2 protein-coding genes are annotated in these 25,993 nt (G+C 69.6%); both read left to right on the forward strand.

What is annotated here, in order from left to right:
- Positions 1-728 precede the first annotated feature (728 nt).
- Positions 729-25,196: a non-ribosomal peptide synthase/polyketide synthase gene (locus ACWDOP_RS16560; RefSeq protein WP_456345771.1), complete on the forward strand. Its 24,468-nt coding sequence runs from the start codon at positions 729-731 to the stop codon at positions 25,194-25,196.
- On the forward strand, positions 25,193-25,972 hold the full coding sequence (locus ACWDOP_RS16565) for an FkbM family methyltransferase (protein ID WP_454208108.1): 780 nt from the start codon (positions 25,193-25,195) through the stop codon (positions 25,970-25,972). Before ACWDOP_RS16560 ends, ACWDOP_RS16565 begins: the two co-directional genes overlap by 4 nt.
- The last annotated feature ends 21 nt before the right edge of the window (positions 25,973-25,993 follow it).

The following is a 25,993-nucleotide window of genomic DNA, read 5'->3' on the forward strand; positions in this document are numbered from 1 at the left end:
GACCTCGAGCGGCGGACTCCCGCCGCACCATCGACACCATCCCGGACTGGACGGTCCCCCGTGCAGCAGCCCCTTTGCATACCGTCGAGTGCGCGTCGACATTCCACTCACACATAATGCGAATCGTCCAAATTGTCGGCATCTCGCATCCGTCGCGATTGTCAAGCTTTAATGCACAACTGTGACACCCCCGCAACTAGATAACCGGTCCTGCCCAACCATCAATATCAACGATGCATTGCTGCTAAATTGCTAGTGGTGGAGACCTATTCACGACGGCCGCGACGCTCTTATCTCCAGGGTCAGCGACCTGAAAGCCTGGACCACACACCGCACTGCGGTGAGGTTCGGAGGGACCGGTCTGTTCTACACACATTCTCTCGGTGCGCCTGTGTCGGCGCGCTATCGAACAAGGTCGACGCTCTTGTCCGGGCGATCGAAGGGAGTGTGGACTCGTCATCGAAGGGGTTGCATACCTTTACCTTGCCGCAGTACCCGGCCGAATGGGCCTGCACCGGGCCGAATGGCGGACCGGCAGAACTATGACCACTGAGTCGGATGCGTACCGGATCGCTGTTGCAGCGGATTCGGTGCGGCCCGCCGGTTGATCCGGGCTACACGAGAGCGGTACCGGGGCGGGCCGGCATCCGAATGCATTCAATTTCGTATGAGGTTGGCCGGTGCGGTTATTCGCGTCGCACGGCCGGTGATAACGAAGAGGTTGTGCAATGGACGAGAACCACGACAGGACCACTTCCGACTCGGAGTTGATTCCACTTTCGAGAGCGCAGTACGGTATGTGGCTCGCCGGTCAGTCCTCGAATGGGACGGCCGTCAACATTGCGCACTACATCGAGATCGACGGCGCCATCGATTACGAGTTGTTCACGCGAGCGGTCAACGACGCCGGGCACGAGACCGAGTCGATGGTGGTGCGAGTCGTACTCGCCGACGGCGAACCCTATCAATTCGTCGATCGCAGTATCACCTACTCCGAACCGATACTGGATTTCAGCGGTGAAGCCGATCCCGTCGCCGCCGCGATGGAATGGATGCGAGACGACAGCGGCGCGAAGACGGTCGATCTGAGCCACGATCGCCTCGCCGTGACAAAGCTGATCAAGGTCGGGAGTGAGAAGTACTTCTGGTACGCGCGCGCCCATCATCTGGTCATCGACGGCTACGGCGCGTTCAATGTCCTCACCCGGGTCGCCGAACATTACAACGCTCTGATCGAGGGCCGTGCGCCGTCGCCGCTACCGGCAGCGACCCTGGCCGAGATCGTCGAGCACGAGCGCGCGTACCGGTCCGGTACGCGGTTCGAGACCGATCGCGGCTACTGGCTGAACAAGTCCGCCGAACTGCCCGCCCCGACCGGACTGGCCGGTCGCACCGGCCGGCCCAGTCCGTTCGACTCCGTCGCCGCGCGCGAGGTTCCGGCGTCGATCGCCGACGCCATCGATCGCTGCGCGACCCGGTACAGCGCCTCACCGCCGCAGGTGGTCATCGCCGGCTTCGCGGCGTTCCTGTCCCGCATGACCGGCGCGAACGACGTCGTGCTCTCGCTCCCGGTGAGCGCCCGCGTGACCAGACGCCTGCGCAACGCCGCGGCGATGCTGGCCAACATGGTGCCGATCCACTTCACCCTCGGCGCCGACAGCACCATCGAGACCCTCGTGCAGAGTTCGATATCCGAACTCGCACTCGCACTGCGTCATCAGCTGTACCGCTTCGAGGACATGCGCAGAGAGTTCCCCGCCTTCGATACGGCGGCCAGCGCCTTCGGCCCGATCGTGAACATCGTGTTCTTCGATTCCGAGATCCGGCTCGGCACGGCCGCGGGGCGCTATCACGCCCTCACCTCGGGCGCCCTCGAAGATCTGCAGCTGAACCTCTACCGCCAGGGAACCGACCCGCTGATGGTCGAACTCCACGGCAACACCGACCTCTACAGCGACGCCGAACTGGCCTCGCATCTGGACCGATTCCTCGACTTTCTGTCGGGGCTGCTGCAGAGCCCCCCGGACACCCCGGTCTCGGCCGTCCCGATCATCAGCGCGGCCGAAGAGCGCCGAATCCTCGTCGACCTGGCCGGGCGTCCCGGTAACGACACGCCGGCGACGCTGGTCGACATCATCGGGCGAACGTCCGACGGCTCACCCACCGAGCCGGCGCGGGTCGCCGTCAGCGCGGAATCGGGCACGATCACCTACGACGAGCTGGACCGTAGGTCGAATCGATTCGCCCGGCGACTGATAGAGCTGGGCGCCGGCCCCGAATCGCTCGTCGCCATCGCGATGCCCCGCGACGCCGACCTGATCGTCGCCGTCCTGGGCGTGCTGAAGTCGGGCGCGGGCTACCTCCCACTGGACCTGACCCACCCCGCAGATCGGCTCGCGTACATCCTGTCGGACGCGAACCCGCTCATGATCGTGACCTGCGCCGGCGTACTCGACGCGGTGTCGACCGACCAGAGCCGAATCGTCTACTTCGACGACCCCGGCGCCGATCGGGACGACGTCGACGACCGGCCGCTGTCCGACGACGAGCGCCGGACTCCGCTGCAGCCGGATCACCTCGCCTACGTCATCTACACCTCCGGCTCGACCGGAAAACCAAAGGGCGTCACGATCACCCACCGGGCGGCGGTCAGCCACGTGACCAACGCGTGCGCCGAGATCGGGATCCGGGACGACGACGTGTGGAGCTTCTTCCACTCGTTCGCGTTCGACTACTCGATCTGGGAGATATTCGGCCCCCTGACCACCGGCGGGCGCGTCGTCGTCATCGACGGCCTCACCGCCCGATCCCCGGACGAGGTGGTACGGCTCCTGGCCCGCGAGCGCGTGACGGTTTTCAGCCAGACGCCCTCGGCGTTCTTCCAGTTCGCCGCCGCCCGGCAGCGGTACGCGGCCGCCGGTGAGACCGAAGGACAGTTGGCGCTGCGCCTGGTCGTACTCTCCGGCGAGGCCCTCGATCCGGCGGGCCTGGCGCAGTGGTACGCGCACAATCCCGGACTTCCCTTGCTGGCCAACAGCTATGGAATCACCGAGACCACGGTCTTCGTCACCTACACCACGCTCACCGCGGACTCGGCCGTTCCCGGGGCGCAGAGCCCGATCGGAACCGCCTTGCCGGGGCTGCGGACGTACGTGCTGGATTCCATGCTGCGGCCGTGCCCGCCGGGCGCCTGGGGCGAAATGTACGTCGGGGGCGAGCAATTGGCCCGCGGCTACCTCGGCCGCACCGCCCTGAGCGCGGCACGGTTCGTCGCCGATCCGTTCGCGGGACCCGGCGCACGGATGTACCGCAGCGGTGACATCGCACGCTGGAACACCGGCGAGCAACTGGAATACCGCGGCAGAGCCGACCAGCAGGTTCAGTTGCGCGGATTCCGGATCGAACTCGACGAGATCCGGGCGGCGCTGCTGTCGCATCCGGCGGTGTCGGTCGCGGTCGTGACCGTCGATCGACCCGATACCGAGGCCGCGCGGCTGGTCGGGTACATCGTGCCCGCACCCGCCGCGGTCTGCGATATCGACGAACTGCGCGCGCATCTGGGCGAGACCCTGCCCGAGTACATGATTCCCACCTGCATCCTCGAGATCGAGTCGGTACCCCTGACGGTCAACGGCAAGACCGACTTCCGAGCGCTGCCCGCACCCGTGGTCGAATCGACCACGACGTACGTCGCCCCCGGAACGCCGGTCGAACAGGCTGTCGCGGAGGTGTTCTCGGACGTTCTCGGGGCCGCCCGGGTCGGCGCGCTCGACAGCTTCTTCGCGCTCGGCGGCAACTCGCTGTCCGCGAACACCGCGGCGGTACGAATCGGTGGCGCTCTGGGGTGCGAGGTGTCGGTGCGTGACCTGTTCCAGCAGCCGACGGTGGCGGGACTGGCGCAGCGCCTGGAAGCCCTCACCGCCGAGGGCGTCTCCCCCGCGCCGGCGCTGGTCGCCACGGACAGACCCGCGTCGATACCGCTCGCCCCGGCACAGGTCCGCATCTGGCTGCTGGATCAGGCCGGTGACGCGGCGGCCCTCTACAACATCCCGCTGGTCCTGCGATTGACCGGGAACCTGGACCTCCCCGCCCTGCGCGCGGCACTGCTGGACGTCATCGAGCGCCACGAATCACTGCGGACCCGCTATCCGGCGATCGACGGCGCCGGCACCCAGGTGATTCAGGATGCCGACCAGGTCGTGTCGACGTTCGACCTGACCCCGCGACCGGTCCGCGCCGCCGACGTCGGCGATCGGGTACGCACCCTCGCCGCCGTCGGCACCGACCTGAGCGAGCACGCCCCCGTCCACGCCACCGTGCTGGCCGTGACCGACAACCCGGGCGAGCATGTGCTCGTGCTGGTGCTGCACCACATCTGTTGCGACGGCGTCTCGCTGGGGCCGCTGGCCACCGACACCGCCATCGCCTACGAGGCGCGGGCGCACGGCCGGGCGCCGGGCTGGAGCCCGCTGGCGGTCCAGTACGCCGACTACAGCCTGTGGCAGCACCGTGTACTCGGCGACCCGGACGACCCCGACTCGCCGGCCGCACACCAATTGCGGTACTGGGTAACACAACTCGCGGACATGCCGCCGCTGCTGGAACTGCCCGCCGATCGCCCGCGCCCGCCCCGGCGAACCTTCGCCGGCGGCGTGATCGACTCCGCCATCCCGGCCGATCTCTTCGCGGCGGTCGAGCAGCTGGCACAGCGCACCGGTGCCACGCCGTTCATGGTTCTCCATGCCGCGGTGGCGATCCTGCTCGCACGCCTGGCGGGGACCTCGGACGTCACCGTGGGTACCCCGGTCGCCGGACGCGGTGAATCGGCGCTCGAACCGCTGATCGGGATGTTCGTCAACACGGTGCCGCTGCGGACCCGCGTCGTGCCCGAGGAGTCGTTCACCGACCTGCTCGGGCGAGTCGTCGACACCGACATCGAGGGGTTCGCGCACAGCGCGCTGCCCTTCGATCGCATTGTCCAAGAACTGCATCCGGCACGCTCGATGGCCTACGCACCGGTGTGCCAGGTCTTCCTGTCGCTCGAGAACGCGGGGCGGCCGAGCGTGCACCTGCCCGATCTCACGGTGGAGGTCATCGAGCCCGCCGACGAGCCCGCCAAGGTCGACCTCATCGTCACCGTGTGCGAGAACGGCACTCCCGGAAGCGATGTCGGGTTGCGCCTGAACTACGCGACCGATCTCTTCGACGCCGGGACCATCGAGGCCCTGGCGGGACGCCTGGTCCGCGTGCTCGCGACCATCGCCGAGGATCCGCGGGTCCGGGTGGGCGACATCGACGTGCTGGACTCCCGGGAGAGAGGTCGGCTGGTCCCGGCCTCGGGCGGGCCGGCCGAGCAGCCGTACCCGCTGGCCGAACTCTGGTCGGTCGATGACACGACGGCCCCCGCCATTATCAGCGGCGACCGCACGGTGTCCTACGGGGAGCTCGACGCGTGGTCGAATCAGCTTGCGCGAGTGCTGATCTCGCGCGGCGTCGGGCCGGACCATCCCCTCGCGATTCTGCTCGGCCGCTCGATCGACTTCGTCGTCTCGATGTGGGCCGCGACGAAGGCGGGCGCGGCCTTCGTCGCCATCGATCCCCGCAACCCCGCCGACCGTGTCGCCCACCTCGTGGCCGACTCCGGCGCCCGGGTCGTGATCACCACGGCCGAACACGAAACATCGCTCGCACAGCCGAATTCGAGCCTGGTCATCGACGACCCGCGCACCGCGGCCCAGGTCGCGGCGGCGTCGGCACTGGCCGTCACCGATGCCGAGCGCGCACGCGGCTGCCACGTCGCCGATACCGCCTACATCCTCTACACCTCGGGATCGACGGGAACCCCCAAGGGTGTCGTGGTGTCGCACCGGGGTCTCGCGAACTTCGCCGCCGAACAACGGGACCGGTACCGGATCGACCATCGTTCCCGGGTGCTGCAGCTGGCCGCGCCGGGCTTCGACGCCGTGGTCCTCGAGTTGCTGATGGCCCACACCACCGGCGCCGCCCTGGTGGTGTCGCCGCCGGAGGTGTTCGCGGGAGACGAACTCGCACAACTGATCCGCGCCCAGCGGGTGTCGCACGCGTTCGTGACCCCGAGCGTGCTGGCGACGATGTCACCCGACGGGCTGGACTCGCTGCAGTGCCTGGTCGCCGGTGGTGAGGCCGTGACCGCCGAGACCACCGAAGTGTGGGCGCCGGGCCGGCGGCTGCACAACGGATACGGTCCCACCGAGACGACGATCATGGTCGCGATCAGCGATCCGCTGCGCGCCGGCGCACCGGTCACGATGGGCGGCCCGATCCGCGGTGTCGAGGCGGTCGTCCTCGACGAGCGGCTGCGACCGGTACCGGCCGGGGTCGGCGGCGAATTGCACATCGCCGGAGCACATCTCGCGCGGGGCTACCTCGGCCGGCCGGGCGCCACCGCCTGCGCGTTCGTCGCCGACCCGTTCGGCGCACCGGGCAGCCGCATGTACCGCACCGGCGATCTGGTGCGCTGGAACAGCGACGACACCCTCACCTACCTCGGGCGCAGCGACTTCCAGGTCAAGATTCGCGGCCAGCGCATCGAACTGGGCGAGATCGACAGCGTGCTCGCCGCACACGACACGGTGGCCGCGGCGGTCTCGGTCGGTGTCCACTCCCCCGACGGGACGCGGCTCGCCGCCTACGTCGTGCCCGCCGGCGACGACGGCATCGACACCGTCGCACTGCGCGAGCACCTGGCCCGGCAGCTGCCGGCGCACATGATCCCGGACGTCGTCATCCCCCTCGAGGCGATCCCGCTGTCACCCGTCGGCAAGATCGACCGGGCGGCGCTGCCGGAGCCGGACTTCACCCGCTCCACCGACTACGTGGCGCCGCGCACCGCGCTCGAGCACGTCGTCGCCGATGTCTTCGCACAGGTACTGGGATCGAGCCGGATCGGAGCCGAGGACAACTTCTTCGCACTGGGCGGCAACTCGCTCTCGGCCACCCGGGCGACCGCGCGCCTGGGCGCCGCCCTCGGCATCGACGTGCCCATGCGCACGCTGTTCGAGCACCCGTCCGTCGCGTCGCTGGCCGCGCACATCGACGGTTACGCCCCGACGCGCCGCGTGCCGCTCGTTGCGCAACACCGGCCGGACCGAATTCCGCTCTCGCCCGCTCAGACCCGGATGTGGTTCCTCAACCAGTTCGACACGGACTCCGCGCTGTACAACATCCCCGTGGTGGTGCGTCTGACCGGTGCACTCGACGCGGACGCCATGCGCTCGGCGTTCGCCGACATCCTCGAACGGCACGAAACGCTGCGGACGATCTATCCCGACGCTCCCGGCGGGCCGCACCAGGTGATCCTCACGGTCGAAGACGCTCTGCCCCAGCACGATCCGATTCAGGTGGCTGCCGGCGAACAGGACACCCTCGTCCACGAGCTGGTGACCGCCGGTTTCGACGTCACCCGGGAGGTTCCCGTCCGGCTCACGATCCTGCGGAGCGCACCCGACGCGCACGTGGTCGTCGTGGTGTTCCACCACATCTGCTTCGACGGGTCGTCGCTGGCCCCGCTGGCCGCCGACCTCATGATCGCCTACCGGGCCCGTGCGCACGGTCGCGCGCCGGCGTGGACTCCGCTGCCGGTGCAGTACGCGGATTACGCACTGTGGCAACGTAATCTGCTCGGCGCCGACGACAATCCCGACAGTCCGGCGGCAGCGCAGATCACCTACTGGCAGCGGGCGCTCGCCGGGCTGCCCGACCTGCTGGACCTGCCGACCGACCGGCCCCGGCCCCCGAGTCAGTCCTTCCGCGGGGCGACGGTCACCGCGAGCGTGCCCGCCGAACTCCACCGCGAGGTGCGGGCGCTCGCACAGCAGCACGACGCGACGGTCTTCATGGTGATGCACGCCGCGTTCGCGGCGCTGCTGGCGCGGCTGTCGGGCAGTGGCGACATCGCGATCGGTACGCCGATCGCCGGTCGCGGCGAACCGGGGCTGGACGGCCTGGTCGGCATGTTCGTCAACACGCTGGTCCTGCGGACCGGGGTGCACGGCGACTCCTCCTTCCTCGGGCTACTGGATCACGTACGCGGCGCCGACCTGGGTGCTTTCGACCACGCCGACATCCCGTTCGAGCGCCTGGTCGAGGTGCTCAATCCCGCGCGGAGCACCGCGCACGCGCCACTGACCCAGGTCGGATTCTCCTTCCAGAACATCGACGTGCCGGTGCTGCGGTTCGACGGTCTCACCGTGGCCGCGGAGCTGGTCGACCCGCACGTCGCCAAGTACGACCTGCACCTGAACGTGGTGGACGCACCGGCCCTCGACGGTGAACCGGGGCCGCTGGGAATCGAATTCGGTTACGCCGTAGATCTTTTCGACGAGACGACCGCCCGCACGCTCGTCGAGCGATTCGTGCGGCTGCTGCGCGCGGTCGTCAGGGACCCGGAGTCCGTGATCGGGGACGTGGATCTGCTGGATGCCGACGAACTCCGGGCGCTCGTCGGCGACGCGAGCCCGGCACAGCAGCCGGCGGCCTCGACCATCGCGGAACTCTTCGCGGCACAGGTGGCCGCGACGCCGCTGAATATCGCTGTCCACGACCAGGAAAGCGGCCAACGGCTCAGTTACGCGGAGTTCGGCGCGCGGGTCGGCACACTGGCCCGGGCGCTCGAAGCCCGCGGGGTGGGCCCGGGTGACATCGTGGCCGTGGCCATGCACCGCTCGCTGGATCTGCTGGTCACCCTCTACGCGATTCACGCGGCGGGCGCCGCGTACCTGCCCGTGGATCCCGACAATCCACACGAGCGGATCCACACCGTCCTCGCGACCGCCCAGCCCCGTGCCGTGGTGACCCGCCCCCACGACAGCGCCGCACTCGGCACCTGGAATCCGGTGTGGCTGCTGGAGGAGCTGGACGGGACGCCGGACGGGTCCGAGGTGACCGAACCGAATCGATCGCCGCACCCGGCCGATCTGGCCTACGTCATCTACACCTCCGGCTCGACCGGAACACCGAAGGGCGTCGCCCTGCCGCACGCCGCGGTCGTCAACCAACTCGACTGGATGCGCACGCACTACGGGCTCGGCGGCGACGACGTCCTGCTGTGGCGGACACCGTTCACCTTCGATCTGTCGGTGTGGGAGCTGTTCTCCGCGCTGACCTGCGGCGCGTCGGTGGTCATCGCCGACGACACCCACCGGGACGATCCGCGGCTCCTCGCGCGGCTGATGGCCGACTTCGGTGTCACCACGGTCGATTTCGTGCCGTCGCTGCTGTCGGCGTTCCTCGACGGCGCCGATTCCCTCGCGCTGCCCGGCCTGCGACAGATGCTGTGCATCGGCGAGGCACTGCCCGCCACCGTCGTGCACCGGTTCCACGAACTCAGCGACGCGCGCATCGACAATCTGTACGGGCCCACCGAGGCCGCGGTCAGCGTCACGGCGTACCGCATCGACGCCGCCGACGACACCTCCCCGGTGCCGATCGGCACACCGCAGACGAATGTGACCGTGCGCGTACTGGATTCGCGCTTGCACCCCGTGCCGCGCGGGGTGGCCGGCGAGCTGTATCTGGGCGGTGTGCAGCTCGCGCGGGGTTACCACAACAATCCCGCCACGACCGCGACCTCGTTCGTGGCCGACCCCTCCTCCCGGATTCCCGGCTCGCGCCTCTACCGCACCGGTGACCTGGTCCGCTGGAACGGCGACGGCGTCCTGCAGTTCGTCGGCCGCGCCGACACCCAGGTCAAGATCCGGGGCCTGCGTATCGAACTCGGCGATATCGAAGCGGCCCTGACCTCGCACGCGGACATCCAGACCGCCGTCGTGCAGGTGTGTTCCGAGCACGACAGCCCGCGCCTGGTCGGCCACATCGTCGCCACCACCGTGCTCGACGACCGCCGCGTCCGGAAACACCTGCTGAACCAGTTGCCCGCGTACATGGTGCCGACGGCGGTGATCCAGGTGGACGCCATTCCGCTCACCACGAACGGCAAGGTCGACTACAACGCACTGCTCGCGATCGCCGACGGCGCCGACACCCACGACCGCGACTATCGCGAGCCACGAGGGCTTTTCGAGGAAACCGTCGCCACGGTGTTCGCCGATCTGCTCGAACGCACCGGGGTGGGCGCCGACGACAACTTCTTCGACCTGGGCGGAAACTCGCTGGTCGCCTCCCAGGCCCTGAGTCGTATCGGCAGCGCCGTCGACGTGTCGATTCCGCTGCGGGCGCTGTTCGAGGCGCCGACGGTCACCGAGCTGGCCGAACGGATCGCGGTGTCGCGATCGGTGCCTGCCCTGCCGGCGCTGACCAAACTCCCACGGCCCGAACGCATTCCGCTGTCGCCCGCGCAGCTGCGGATGTGGTTCCTCAATCAGCTCGATCCCGACGCGGCCGGATACGTCATTCCGCTGGTGATCGCACTGCGCGGCGAACTCGATCTCGACGCCCTGGCCGCGGCCTTCGCCGATGTGATCGAGCGTCACGAGAGCCTGCGCACGATGTACCCGGCCACCGACGGACAGCCCGAGCAGCGGGTGGTCGACGCGCATGCCGCCCTCGCCGCACACGATCTCACCCCCCGTTCGATCCGGCGCGAGCAACTGCCGGTCGAGCTGGAAACGTTCTGCGGCACCGGATTCGACGTCGCCGAGGCGGTACCGGTACGCGTGGCGCTGTATCAGCTGTCGGACCACGACTTCGTGGTGGCGCTGGCCGTTCACCACATCGGTTGCGACGGATTCTCGGTGGCGCCGCTCGTCACCGATCTGGTCTCGTCCTATCGGTCACGCGCGGCGGGGACGGCACCGGATCGGGTGCCGTTGCCGGTCCACTACATCGACTACACCCTGTGGCAGCGAGAGCTGCTCGGCGACGTCGAGGACCCCGACTCTCGCGCGGGCCGGGACCTGGCCTACTGGCGCGACCGTCTCGACGGCGTCCCGGAGTTGATCGCGCTGCCCACCGATCGGCCGCGCCCGCGGGCACAGAGCTTCCGGGCGGCGGTGATCCAGCGCCGGCTGGACGGCGAGCTGCACGGGCGGATCGAGTCGCTGGCGCGCCGCTCGGGTACCACCTCGTTCATGGTCGTGCACGCGGCCCTCGCGGTGCTGCTGTCGAAAATGTCCGGGAGCGAGGACATCACCATCGGCGTGCCGCACGCCGGCCGCGGCGACAAAGCGCTCGACCGGCTGGTCGGGATGTTCGTCAATACGCTGGTGCTGCGGACCCGTCCGGTGCCCGAGCAGAGCGTCGCGGCCCTGCTCGACGACGTCAAACGGGCCGCCCTCGACGCGTTCGACCACGCCTCGGTCCCCTTCGAGGCGCTCGTGGAAGCGCTCAATCCGACCCGGACGACAGCACACTCGCCCCTGTTCCAGGTGCTGCTGGCCTACCAGAACATGACCCGCGCGCGAGCGGAGTTCGAGGGCCTCACCATCGAGGAGATGGACCCCGGCGCGGGCGCGGCCATCTACGACCTGCTGTTCATGATCAGCGAGGACCACGGTCCACACCGCACGCCGGCCGGAATGACGGTCCGGCTGACCTACGCCACCGACCTGTTCGACGAGATCACCGCCCACCGCCTGATCGAGGGCCTGGCCCGCGTTCTCACCGCGCTCACGATCGACGACACCCGTGCGATCGGCGAGATCACGCTGCTCGACGACGACGAACGGCACCGGGTGTTGCGGGCCTGGAACGACACCGGCGCCTCCGTGGCACCGGGACGCACGCTCGTGGACATGTTCGACGAGCAGGTCGCCCGGACACCGGACCTGCCCGCGATCCAGGCGCCCGGCGGCCCGGCGACGAGCTACCGGGACTTCGACGCCGCGGCCAACCGCCTGGGCCGCTGGCTCATCGCCCGCGGGGCGGGACCCGAAACGGTTGTCGCCGTGGCCATGCGGCGCTCGACGACAACGGTGACCGCGGTGTACGCGGTGCTCAAGTCCGGGGCGGCGTTCGTTCCGATCGACCCCGACCACCCGCGGGCCCGTATCGCCCAGATCCTGGCGGCGACCGATCCGGCGCTGGTGCTGACCACCGCCGACCTCGCGGACGTGCTGCCCGCCGATGTGGACCGGATCGCCGTCGACCGAATCGATCTCGACGACATCGACGACGCGCCGATCACCGATGCCGACCGGCGCACCCCACTGCGGCCGGACAACCTCGCCTACGTCCTGTTCACCTCGGGATCCACCGGCGTGCCCAAGGGCGTGGCACTGACGCACGCGGCCACCGCGAGCCAGCTCGCCTGGGCGCAGCACCAATGGTTCCACGACGCCTCCGATGTCGTGCTGCACAAGACTCCCCTCACCTTCGACATCTCCGTCTGGGAGATGCTGTGGCCCTTGCACACCGGCGCGCGGGTTCTCGTCGCCGCCGCCGACGGGCACCGCGATCCGGCCTATCTGGCGAGAACGATCGCCGAGCACCGGGTCACCACCGTCCACTTCGTGCCCTCGATGCTCGATGTCTTCGGTGAATCGGGCGGACAGCGCGCGCTGCCGTCGGTGCGGCGAGTGTTCGTCGCCGGAGAGGCGTTGGCGCACAAGACCGTTGCCGGTGCCCGCCCCGTCTTCCCCGACGCCGATCTGGTGAACTGGTACGGGCCCGCCGAGGCGGAGGTCGTCACTTCTCACCGCTGCTCGGCGACCTCGGCCGCGGGATCGGTTCCGATCGGCGCCCCGGTATCGGGAATGCGGACGGTGGTGCTCGACCGGTGGCTGCGGCCGGTGCCCGTCGGCGTCGCCGGCGAGCTGTACGTTTCGGGCGTCCAACTGTCCCGGGGTTACCACGCGCGCACCGATCTCACCTGCGGCGCGTTCGTCGCGCACCCCTTCGGGGCGCCCGGCGAGCGCATGTACCGCACCGGAGACCTGGCCCGCTGGCGCCCGGACGGCGAGCTGGAATACCTGGGCCGGCGCGACTTCCAGGTGAAGGTGCGCGGTCAGCGCGTCGAGCTGGGCGAGATCGAGGCCGCGCTGCGGTCCATCCCCGAGGTCGCCGGCGCTGTCGTGACGGTGACCGGACGGCAGATCGCCGGGTACGTGACGGTGACCCCCGGCGCGACGGTCACCGGCGGCGACCTCCGCTCCCGGCTGCGCGCGATGCTGCCCGGCTACCTGGTGCCCGACGGCATCCACGTGCTCGACAGCTGGCCGCTGACACCGAACGGCAAGCTCGACCGCGCGGCGTTGCCCGCACCGGAGATCGTCCCCGACACCGAGCCGACAGCTCCGCGCACACCGGCCGAAGCCATCCTGGCGGACATAGTCGCCGGGCTCGCCGGCCTCGAGCAGGTCGGGGTGACGGCGAACATCTTCGAGATCGGCATCAACTCGCTGTCGGCGGCCCAGTTCGCCGCCCGGGGCGGAGCGGCGCTGGGCGTCGAGATCAGCATCGGCGACGTCTTCGACGCGCCGACGGTTGCCGAGCTGGCCGAACTGGTCGACTCGCGCACCGGCGGCCCCGCCGGCCCGGCCCTGACCGCGTCCGCACGACCGCCGCTGATCCCGCTCTCGGCGGCGCAGCGCCGCATGTGGGTGATCAACCAGGTCGATGTCACCTCGGCGGGCTACAACATCAGCTTCGCTGCCCGGTTGACCGGTGCTCTCGATATCGACGCACTGCGGCTCGCGTTCGACGATGTCGGCAGACGCCACGAACCCCTGCGGACGATCTATCCGAGCTTCGAGAACCGGCCCTGCCAGGTCGTCCTGGATCCCGCCGTGGCGAACGCGGATCTGGAGCTGGAACCGATCCAGGTCGCCGACGAGCGGGATCTCACCGATCGGATCGCGCGGGTGGTCGGCACCGGCTTCGATATCGCCGCCGAGGTCCCGGTGCGGGCACGGGTCTATCGAGTCGACCCCGACACCCATGTCCTGGTGTGCGTGGTCCACCACGTCGCCGCGGACGGAGCGTCGATGGCTCCTCTGGCCGGTGACATCTTCGCCGCCTACCAGGCGCGGGCCAACGGCAAAGCGCCGCAGTGGGATCCGCTGGTGGTGCAGTACGCCGATTACGCCCTGTGGCAGCGGGAGATGCTGGGGGCTCAGGACGACTCGGCCTCGCTGGGCGCCCGGCAGTTGGCGTACTGGACCGACACCCTCGAGGACGCGCCGGAACTTCTCGCCCTGCCGATCGACCACCCGCGACCGCCCATGCTGTCGATGACCGGGGCCTCGGTGGACTTCGACGCCTCCGCGGACCTGCACGACGCCATCGCCGGTCTGGCCCGCCGCGAGGGCGTCACGGTGTTCGTCGTGCTGCACGCGGCGCTCGCGGTCATGCTGGCGCGCACCACACACGGTGACGACATCTCGATAGGCACCGCGGTCGCCGGTCGCGGCAGACCCGAACTGGACCCGCTGGTCGGGATGTTCGTCAACACGGTGGTACTGCGTACCCACCCGCGCGACGACCAGTCCTTCCGGGCATTTCTGGCCGAGGTGCGACAGGTCGACCTCATGGCGCTGTCCAACGCGGACGTGCCCTTCGATCGGGTGGTCGATGCCGTGGGCCGGTCGATATCCACCGCGTATACGCCGCTGTACCAGGTGATGCTCGGGCTGACGAATCACTCCACCACCGAGTTCGCGCTGCCCGGGGTGACGGTCGATCTGATCGATACCGGTGTCGCACAAGCCAAGACCGATCTCACCGTGTTCTTCACCGAGCGCATGACGGACGGGCGACCCGCGGGTCTCGACGGTGAAATCGTCTACACCACCGAGCTTTTCGCCGAATCCACGGCGACCGCGCTGGCCCGGCGGCTGCTGCTGGTCCTGGAATCGGTCACCTCCGATCCGGACCGGTCCCTGGGTGCGATCGCGATTCTCGACGCCGCGGAGACCCGGCGTCTGGTTCCGGCACGCGGCGGTGCCGTCGAAACTCCCGTCCGGCTCCCGGACCTGCTGACCGCGACGGCCGCGGCCAACCCGTCGGAGATCGCGGTGATCGCCGGCGACGACCGCCTGACCTACGCCGAACTCGATGCCCGGTCCAACCGGCTCGCCCGGTATCTGATCGACCGCGGCGCGGCGCCGGGAACCGTCGTCGCGCTGGCGGCGGAGCGTTCCATGGAACTCCACCTCGGGTTGTGGGCGATCACCAAGACCGGGGCGGCGTTCGTCCCGATCGACCCCCACCACCCCGCGGAACGCGTCGAGCGTTTGATTCGCGACTGCGACGTGACGCTCGGGATCACCCGCGCGGACTCGCGCGCGTTGCTGCCGGAGGGAGTCGAGTGGGTGACCCTCGACGACCCGGAGGCCGGCGCGGCGATCGCGGCGTATCCCGACCGGCCGGTGACCGACACCGATCGGCGACGACCGTTGCATGTGCTCGACGCGGCCTACGTGCTCTACACCTCCGGATCGACGGGCACCCCCAAGGGTGTGGTCGTGTCCCATGCGGGCATGGCGAATCTGGCCACCGACCAGCGGCGGCGCTACGGCCCCGATTCCGCGTCGCGGATCCTGCAGGTGGCCGCACCGGTGTTCGACGCGGCGATGTCCGAAGTGCTGATGGCGCACGCCACGGGCGCGGCCCTGGTCGTCGCGCCGCCGGAGGTCTTCTGCGGCTCCGATCTATCGGAATTCATTGCCGCGCATCGTGTTTCGCACGCACTGCTGACGCCGAGCGTGCTCGCGACCATGTCACCGGCCGGGCTCGACGCGATGAGCACCCTGATCGTCGGCGGCGAGTCGGTGTCCGCCGATCTGGTCGCGCAGTGGTCACCGGGCCGCCGTCTCTGCAACGCCTACGGCCCGACCGAAGCGACCGTCGTGGTCACCACGAGTGGCCCGATGCGACCGGACCAGCCGATCACGATCGGCTCTCCGATCACCGGTGCGGAGGTCGTGGTTCTCGACGCGAAGTTGCGGCCCGTCGCCGTGGGCGCCACGGGCGAACTGTACGTCTCGGGTCCCGGATTGGCGCGCGGATATCTCGGCCGCCCCGGGGCCACCGCGGCGACGTTCATCGGCAATCCCTACGGAAAGCCGGGTACCCGGCTCTATCGCACCGGCGACATCGTTCGCTGGACCGCGCACCACACCCTGCAGTACATCGGCCGGCGGGATTTCCAGGTCAAGATTCGCGGGCAGCGAATCGAGCTCGCCGAGATCGACGCCGCCCTGCTCACCTATCCGAATGTGGCCGCCGCGACCACGATCAGCCGGCCGGGACCCGTCGGCCGGCCGGTGCTGGCCGCGTATGTCGTGCCGGCCGCGGACACGACCCTGGACCCGGATGCCGTCGCGGCCCACGTGGCCGCGGCGCTGCCCGCGCACATGGTGCCCGCCACGATCTCGGTGCTCGACCGGATGCCGATCACCTCGATCGGCAAGGTCGATCGCAGCGCGTTGCCCGAGCCGGTGGTCCGGCCGGACGACGAGGACGAGGTGCAGGCGATGTCCGCGACCGAGCGTGCCATCGCCGCCGCGTTCGCCGATGTCCTCGGTACCTCGCCGGTCGGGCCGACCACATCGTTCTTCGCGCTCGGCGGCGATTCCATCCTGTCGATTCAGCTCACGTCCAGGCTGAAAGCCGCCGGTATCGCGGTGACGGCACGGGACATCTTCGAGAACAAGACCGTGCGGGCCTTGGCGCGCGTCGCCCGCAGCGGAGATCGCGTCGTCCTCGCCGAACTTCCCGGCGGCGGGACCGGCGACCTCCCCTTCACACCGGTGGTGGCCTGGTACGCCGACCGGTTGGGCGCGGCCGCCGGCTTCGCCCAGTCGATGCTGCTCCGGCTGCCCGCCCAGGCTCGACCCGAGGACGTGGTCGCGACGGTGCAGGCCGTGATCGACCGGCACGACATGCTGCGGGTGACGTTGACCGGTGACAAGTTGTCGGTGCGTCCCGTCGGTTCCGTCGACGCCGCCGACGCCGTCCTGACCCGCGAGTTCCCGCGCGAATCCGCGCCCGGCAGTGACGGTTTCACCGCTATCGTCGACGCCGCGCTGACCGAGGCCGTCTCCCACCTCGATCCCGTTGCCGGACAGCTGGTTCGGGTCGTGTGCCTGGTGCCGGCCGACCACGGCACGGACGCGCGGGCACTCGTCGTCATCCACCATCTCGCCGTGGACGCGGTGTCGTGGCGCATCCTCGTGCCCGATTTCGCCGCGGCCTGGAACAACGTCACGCTCGGCGGGACCGCGATGACGCCCGAGCACGGCACGTCGATGCGGCGGTGGGCGCACGCGCTGGTGGATATCGCCCCGCGGCACAGCGGCGAGCTGGAGCTGTGGCAGCGGATGAGCGGGGCACCGGATCCGCGGCTGGGCAGTGTGTGCCTCGACCCGGGGATCGATGTCCAGGCCACGGTGCGCCGGCTCACCGCCACCGTCTCACCGGAGGTGAGCGCGGTGATCGTGAACGCGGTGCCCGCCGCCGTGCACGGCAGCGTCGAGGACGCGCTGCTGGGTGCGCTGGCGGTGGCGATGACCCGGTGGCGCGCCCGGCGCGGAATCGCCCATGCCGGAGTGAAAGTGTTGCTCGAAGGGCACGGACGCGCCGAGCAGATCGTCGCCGGAGCCGACGTGTCGCGCACGGTGGGCTGGTTCACCAACGCCTATCCGGTCGCCCTGGATCTGACCGCCGTGCCGCTCTCCGACCTTGCGGCCGTGGTGAAGTCGGTCAAGAACCAGTTGCGGTCGATCCCCGACCGGGGGATGGGATTCGGCTTGCTGCGATACCTGAACCCCGCCACCGGCGCGGCGCTGGCCGCACATCCCGAACCGCAGATCGGGTTCAACTACCTCGGCCGGCTCGGTGTCGATCTCACCGCCGCGAGCGACGTGGCGTGGGCGCCCACCGGCGACGCCTACGACCGGTGGTCCGTGCTCGCCCCGTCGGTGCCCGCCGCCGCGACCGTCACCTTAGATGTGGTCGTGACCGACACGCCCGCGGGTCCGACCCTGTCCGCGACCGTCGGCTACGCCTCCCGGCTGCTGAACCGCGACGACATCGCCGAACTGGTCGACGGCTGGATCGCGGCGGTGACCGAGATCGCTTCGGCCGCAACAGCGAACGACGACTGGGGTCTCACGCCGGCCGATGTCTCCCCGGTCGATCTCGACCAGTCGGATCTCGACCGATTCGCCCTGCGATACGGGCCGCTGACCGACGTGTGGCCGTTGGCACCGCTGCAGGCCGGACTGCTGTTCCACGCGGAGCTGGCCGCCGGCGATCTCGACGTCTACACCGCACAGTCGGTTCTCACCCTGTCCGGTTCGGTCGACGAGGACCGGATGCGGCGGGCGGCCGCGGCGCTGCTGCGGCGACATCCGAATCTGCGAGCGGCGTTCGCGCGCACGGGTTCCGGTGTTCCGGTCCAGATCATCACCGACGCCGTCGAGCCGGCCTGGCGCCGAGTCGATCTCGCGGACGGCGAGATGCCCGAGCACGTGATCGCCGCGGACCGCCGGTGCGGGTTCACCGCCACCGAAGCGCCGCTGCTGCGACTGCTGTACGTCGTCGTCTCCCCGCGAGAGGTCCGCCTGGTGCTGACCGCGCACCACCTGCTGCTCGACGGGTGGTCGATGCCGCTGCTGTGGCGGGAGTTGATCGGGTTGTACGCGGTGGACTCCCACGAGGCCGCGCTGCCGGACGCTCCGTCCTTCGGCGATTACCTGCGGTGGTTGCACCGCCGGGACGCCGAGGCCGATGTCGCGACGTGGCGGGACATGCTCGCGACGGTGCGGGAACCCACCCTGATCTCGAGTTCGGCCGCCGGTGCGACCGTCGAGATCCCGAGCGACCTGACGGTCAGCATCGACCTCACCTCCACCGTCGAACTCGTGACCGTCTCGCGCGCGCACGCGGTGACGATGGCGACGGTCGTGCAGTACGCCTGGGCGACGGTGCTGGGCAAGGTGCTCGGCGTCGAGGAGGTGGTCTTCGGCACCACGGTCTCGGGCCGCCCGGCCGAGGTGCCGGGCGTGGAGTCGATGATCGGCCTGTTCATCAACACCGTGCCCGTCGTCGTCCGATTGCGGGGCGACGAATCGATCGGCGAAGGGCTGCACCGGCTGCAGGCCGACAACACCCGCATGCTCGACCACCACTACCTCGATCTGCCGCGAATCCTGGCCGCCGCACCGACATCCCGGCTCTTCGACACCCTGGTGGTGTTCGAGTCCTACCCGGTCGACAGCAGCGGACTCGGCGAGACCGATATCGACGGGATGCGGGTGACCGCTGCGCAGGGCAGCGACGCCGCGCACTATCCGATCACCATCCAGGCCCATCAAACCGACCGCCTGCACATCCGGGTCCGTTTCCAGCCGGCGCACGTCGACGCGATGACCGCGACCACCGTGGCCACGCTCCTGGAATCTGCCCTGCACACGATCGCCGCGGCTCCGGCGACACCGCTGGCGGCGATCGACCTGATGGCTCCGGCCGACCGCAAGGCGCTGGTACCCGCGTGCGGCGGACCCGCGCTGCCGCCCTCGACCCTCGCCGTCCTGCTGGGCACCGGTATGCCGGCGAATCCCCAAGCGCCGGCGCTGATCTGCGAGTCCGCCACGATGTCCTACGCCGAACTCGACGAGCGCTCCACCCGCATCGCGCGGACGCTGATCGGATGGGACGTGGGACCGGGCGCGACGGTCGCGCTCACGATGGCGCGCTCGGTCGAGTCGGTGCTCGCGATGTGGGCGGTCGCCAAGACCGGCGCGGCGTTCCTGCCGATCGACCCGCGCAATCCTGCCGACCGCGTCGCGCGGATTCTGTCCGATTCCGGCACCGAGACGGTCGTGACCGTCGAGGAATTCCGTCCGCTGGCGCCCGAGTCCGCGCGACTGCTCGTGCTCGACGATCCGGCCGACCGGGCGGCGATCGATCGCCAGTCGCCGGTTCCGCTGCTGGACAGCGACCTGGTGCGCGCGGCGAGCATTCGAGACGCCGCGTACGTTCTCTACACCTCGGGATCGACCGGGGTGCCCAAGGGCGTCATCGTCACCCACGAGGGGCTGGCGAATTTCGCTGCCGCGCAACGTGACCGGTTCGGCGCCGACAGCCGGGCACGGGTGTTGCAGATAGCCGCGCCCGGTTTCGACGCGGTCATCCTCGAACTGCTGCTGGCGCACACGGCGGGCGGCGCGCTGGTGGTGCCGCCACCGCAGGCGGTCGGCGGACCCGAACTCGCACAGTTCATTTCGGCCCAGCGGGCGACCCACGCGTTCGTGACACCGAGCGTGCTGGCCACACTGTCCCCGCAGGGCCTGGAGTCGTTGCAGGTACTGGTCGTCGGCGGCGAAGCGGTCACCCGGGACACGGTCGCCACGTGGGCTCCGGGCCGGCGGCTGTTCAACGGATACGGGCCGACCGAGACGACCGTGCTGGCGGTGACGAGCACCGCGCTGGACCCGCGCGAACCGGTGCAGCTCGGCACGCCGCTGCGTGGCGTCGACGCCGTCGTACTGGACAGCAGGCTGCGTCCGGTACCGGTCGGAGTGATCGGGGAGTTGTATCTGTCCGGTGTGCAGCTGGCCCGCGGATACCTGAACCGGCCGGTGGCCACGGCGGCGGCGTTCGTCGCCGACCCGTTCGGCCCGGCGGGGGCCCGCATGTACCGCACGGGCGACCTGGTCCGCTGGACCCCGCAGCACACCCTGCAGTACCTCGGGCGCAGCGACTTCCAGATCAAGGTGCGCGGTCAGCGCATCGAGCCCGGGGAGATCGAGTCGGCGCTGGCCGGGCATCCGGGAGTCGAGCGCGCCGTGGTCCTGCTCCGGCCCGACGAGCGCGGAATCGACCGTCTCGTGGCCTATCTCGTCGCGAGCGAACACGTCGACCCCGATCACGTGCGAGCGGCGGCGCGCCGTCAACTGCCGGCGCACATGGTCCCGGACGTGTGCATGGTGGTCGAGGCGCTCCCGATGACGCGCACCGGCAAACTCGATCGGCTGGCGCTGCCGCAACCGCAGCTGGTCGCGGACAATCCCTGGGTTGCCCCGCGCACCCCGACCGAGCGTGCGGTGGTCGAGGTGTTCGGCCGAGTACTGGACCTGGCCACGGTGGGCGCGTGCGACGACTTCTTCGAGCTGGGCGGGGATTCGCTCTCGGCGACCCGGGTCACCGCTCAGCTCCAGGACACGCTGGGTCTGGAGGTCGGCATCCGCGATCTGTTCGAGGCGTCCACGGCGGCGGACCTGGCCGCGCGCCTCGAGGCCCGCGGCAGTCGTGCCGGGGTGCCGCTGCGCCGGCACACCCGCCCCGAGCTCGTGCCGTTGTCGCTGGCGCAGCAGCGGATGTGGTTCCTCAACCAGCTCGACACCTCCATCGGCGCCTACAACATTCCGCTGGTGCTTCGACTGACCGGAGAGCTGGATATCGTTGCGCTGCAACGCGCGTGCACGCTGGTCGTGGGCCGCCACGAGATCCTGCGCACGACATTCCCGGCAACCGACGGCGTCGCTCATCAGGTCGCCATGCCGGTCGAGGCCACCGCGGGGCCGCTGCCCGTGGAGCCGGTCGACGCCGAGCAGCTGCTCGAGCGCGTCACCGCGATCGTGTCGGCCAGTTTCGACGTGACGCGGGAACCGCCGGTGCGCATGATCCTGCTGCGGCTAAGCGAGCGTGAGCATGTCCTGGTCGCGGCCGTCCACCACATCTGCGCCGATGGCCAATCCATGATCCCGCTGGCACGGGATCTGGCGATCGCCTACGCGGCGAGCCGGCAGGGCGTACCGCCGGCGTGGCCCGATCTCCCGGTCCAGTACTCGGACTACACGCTGTGGCAGCGTCAGCTGCTCGGCGACGCGGACGACCCCGAATCCCTGATGGCGCAACAGTTGCGCTTCTGGGAGCAGACGTTGAGCGGACTGCCCGATCTGCTCGACCTGCCCACCGATCGGCCCCGGCCCGCGGTGGCCACCCTGCGCGGGGCCACCACCGAGTTCGCGATCTCCCCAGCACTGCACGCCCGGATTTCGGCGATGGCGCGGGAGCGGCACGTCACGGTGTTCATGCTGATGCACGCCGCGCTGACCGTCGTGCTGGCGCGACTGGCGCACACCGATGATGTCGCGGTGGGCATTCCGGTCGCGGGGCGTGGCGCGCGCGAACTGGACGACCTGGTCGGCATGTTCGTCAACACCCTCGTGCTGCGCACTCGGATCTCACCGCAGCAGGGGTTCGCCGAACTCCTCGAGGCGACGCGAGCGACGGACCTGGCCGCGTTGGCGCACGCCGACGTGCCCTTCGAACAGGTCGTGGAGACGCTCAACCCGGTGCGATCCACCGCCCATCTGCCGCTGTACCAGGTCACCCTCGATGTCCGGACCATGCAGACCTCGGCGCTGGAGCTGGACGGGCTGACCGTCGAACCGGCCGGCAGCGGTTTCCAACCGGCACAGGCCGATATGGCCGTCACGCTGGTCGAGCATTTCTCCCAGCGATCCGTCCCCCAGGGCATGATGGGACAGCTGACCTACGCCAGTGACCTGTTCACCGCCGACACGATCGACCGGTTCGTCGGGGCCTACATTCGAGTCCTCGAGCAGGTCACCGCGGATCCGGCGCTCGTGGTCGGCGGCATCGATTTCGTCGATGCCGATCAGCGGCGCGAACTGCTCCTGGCTGCGGGCAGCGACGGTCTCGAGCTTCCGGCGCCCACCCTGGGCGAACTGTTCGCCGTTCAGGTCCAGGCGCGTCCGGACGCGGTCGCGGTGTCCGACGGACGGTCGGAGCTGACCTACGCGGAGCTCGATCGGCGGGCGGACGCGGTGGCGGCGCGGCTGCTGGCGAGCGGCGCGGGACCGGATTCCCTTGTCGCGGTGGCGCTTCCCCGGTCGGTCGAGCTCATCGTCGGGCTGTTGGGCGTGATTCGAGCCGGGGCGGGCTATCTGCCGCTGGACGTGGCCTATCCGCCGGAACGGTTGCGGTTCATCCTCGCCGACGCCGAGCCGGTGGCGCTGCTGGCTGCCGCGGACACGGTGGCCGCGGTGCCGATGGCGGAGATCGCGGCTCCGACGGTGCTGATCGAGGACTGTGACGCACCCGGTGACGGTCCGCGCCCCTCGGCGCCGCGATCGGACAACATCGCCTACGTCATCTACACCTCGGGATCGACCGGCCGGCCCAAGGGCGTCGTCGTCACCCATCGCGATGTGCTGGCCCTGTTCGCCGGCGCCGCCGAACGCTTCGACGTCGGCCCGGACGACATCTGGACTTTGTTCCATTCCTACGCTTTCGATTTCGCGGTGTGGGAGATGTGGGGCGCGCTGCTGACCGGCGGCAGGGTGATCGTCGTCGACTACGCCACGTCCCGGTCGCCGGAGGCGTTCATCGACCTGGTGGCGCGCGAGAAGGTCACCGTGCTCAGCCAGACGCCGTCGGCCTTCTACGGGTTCGCCGATGCCGAACGCCGGCAACGGGACTCGGGTGGCGAGAACGGTCTCGCGTTGCGCTACGTGGTCTTCGGCGGCGAACCGCTCGATCCGGGTCGCCTGGCCGGCTGGTTCCAGGACCACAGCCCGGGATCACCGCACATGGTGAACATGTACGGGATCACCGAGACGACAGTGCATGTGACGCACGGGGAGACCACCGATCCCGGCGCGAACGGCATCGGCCGTCCGCTCCCGGGGCTGCGGGTCCATATCCTGGACGACGATCTGCGGCTCGCGCCCATCGGAGCGGTCGGCGAGATCTATATCGCCGGCGCGCAACTCTCCCGCGGCTATCTCGCGGCGCCGGGACTGACGGCCGGGCGCTTCGTCGCCGATCCGTTCGGCCGGCCGGGTTCCCTGCTGTACCGGTCCGGGGACCTGGGCCGGTGGCAGAAGTGCGGGGACACCATGGAACTGGTGCACGCGGGGCGCGCGGACGCGCAGGTTCAGTTGCGGGGCTTCCGGATCGAGCTGGCCGAGGTCGAGGCGGCGCTGCTGCACCATCCCGCCGTGACCCAGGCCGCCGCGGCGGTGCACCGGCGCGAGGACGGCATCGACCAGCTGATCGGGTATGTCATCGGCCGGCGCGGCACCCGCATCGACCCCCGCGACATCCTCGATCACGCGGCCGAATTCCTCACCGGCTACATGCTGCCCTCGACCGTCATGGTGGTGGACGAGTTGCCGTTGACCGTCAACGGCAAGCTCGATCGGCGAGCGCTGCCCGCGCCCGAATTCCACAGCACGACAACCGAAACCGTGCTACCGAGGACGCACACCGAGAAGCTGATCTGCGACGCCTTCGGGCGGGTGCTGGGAATCGATCAGGTCAGCGCGGTGGACGGCTTCTTCGACATGGGCGGCAATTCGCTGCTCGCCACCAAGGTGCTGGCACAGCTGCAGGCCCAGGGAATCGGCATCGAACTGCCGTGGATGTTCGACGACGCGACGCCGCGTGCGCTCGCCGGACGGCTCGACGGCGCCCAGGGCGGGTCGGGCCTGCAGGTGCTGCTGCCGTTGCGGGCGTCGGGCAACTACCCCGCTCTGTTCACCGTGCACCCGGCCGGTGGACTGGCGTGGTTCTACGGCGGGCTGGCCGAGTATCTGGACGGGCAGCGCCCGATTCTCGGGTTGCAGGACCCCCACGTCGTCGCCGCCGAACCGGAGGCTTCGTCGATCGACCAGCTGGTCGACCGGTACGTGGCCGAGATCCGGCGGGCCCAGCCGGTCGGTCCCTACCATCTGCTCGGCTGGTCGCTGGGCGGGTGTTTGGCACACGCGATCGCGGTGCGGCTGCAGCGCGAGGGCGCGCAGGTGGGTGTGCTGGCCCTGATGGACTGTGCCGTGGGCCTGCCCGACGACACCATGGACGCGGTCGGCATCGACCAGGGGCCGGGCGAGTCGATGGCGGATCTGCTGGGCGGCTGGCGCGAACTGTTCGACCTGGGCACCGAGGTCGGTGCGGCGACGCACGAACAGGCGTGGACGGTCATCCGTGAGCGGATCACGGCCACCGGCCTTTTCACCGACGACCAGATCGAGCGGGTGATGGAGAGCTTCGAGAACGCGGGCGCGATCGCGCAGAGCTATCGGCCCGGCGTCTTCGACGGCGACATGATCTTCTTCGCCGCGGGCAAGGATCGCGCCGACCACGACGCGCTGGCGCGAACCTGGCGGCCGTTCGTCTCGGGCGCGCTGCACAGCATGGTCATCGACGCCCGCCACCTGGAATTGACCCATCCACAGTCACTGGCCGTCATCGGCCCGATACTCGAAAGGCACATGACCGGCCAATGACGAATCTCAAGGAATTCCGGCTCATGGACGGCAGGACGATTTCCTGCACCAGCGCCGCCGAGGCGCGCATGCTGTGGGTCGAGATGTCGGACGAGGGCTTCTACCGCAGCGCCGCGGCCACCCTGCGGGACGGTGATGTCGTGCTGGACATCGGCGCGAACATCGGGCTCAGCGCGATCATGTTCGCCGATACCCGCCCCGGCGTGCGCGTCATCGCCGCCGAGCCCGCGCCGGTGACGTTCGAGTGCCTCGCCCGAAACCTCGGCACGCACGTACCCGGCTCGGTCCCCCTGCGGGTGGCCGCCGGCCGCGACAGGGGCCGCGCGCAGTTCACCTGGTACCCCCGCGCGTCCGCGAATTCCGGCCTGTACGCCGATCAGCGCACCGACGACAAGGCCACCGAGATATTCCTGCGGAACAGCGGCCTCGACGACGACGCGATAGGCGTGCTGACCAACGGCCTGCACGTGGGCGAGGAGATAGAGGTAGAGGTGACGACCGTGTCGGACATCATCGAAAGCCATTGCCCCGACGCCGAGATAGGTGTGCTGAAAGTCGACGTGGAACGCGCCGAAATGGATGTCCTGGAAGGAATATCCGACACCCATTGGCCCCGCATACACACGGTGGTGGCAGAGGTACACGATCTGGATGGTCGCCTGAACGAGATCTGCGACCTGTTGGGCGCGAAGGGCTTTCGCGTTCACGCCCGCCAGGATCGGGTGCTGTCGGGAACGGAGTTGAACGAGGTGTTCGCGACCAGGGATCGGTCGTAGTCCGCGCCGTTCCGAGTCAAG

It is taken from the genome of Nocardia sp. NPDC003693, assembly GCF_053981095.1.

What these genes read in the sequence shown, in the direction of transcription:
- ACWDOP_RS16560 (WP_456345771.1), top strand. Translation starts at nt 729, where the DNA reads ATGGACGAGAACCACGACAGGACCACTTCCGACTCGGAGTTGATTCCA.
- ACWDOP_RS16565 (WP_454208108.1), top strand. Translation starts at nt 25,193, where the DNA reads ATGACGAATCTCAAGGAATTCCGGCTCATGGACGGCAGGACGATTTCC.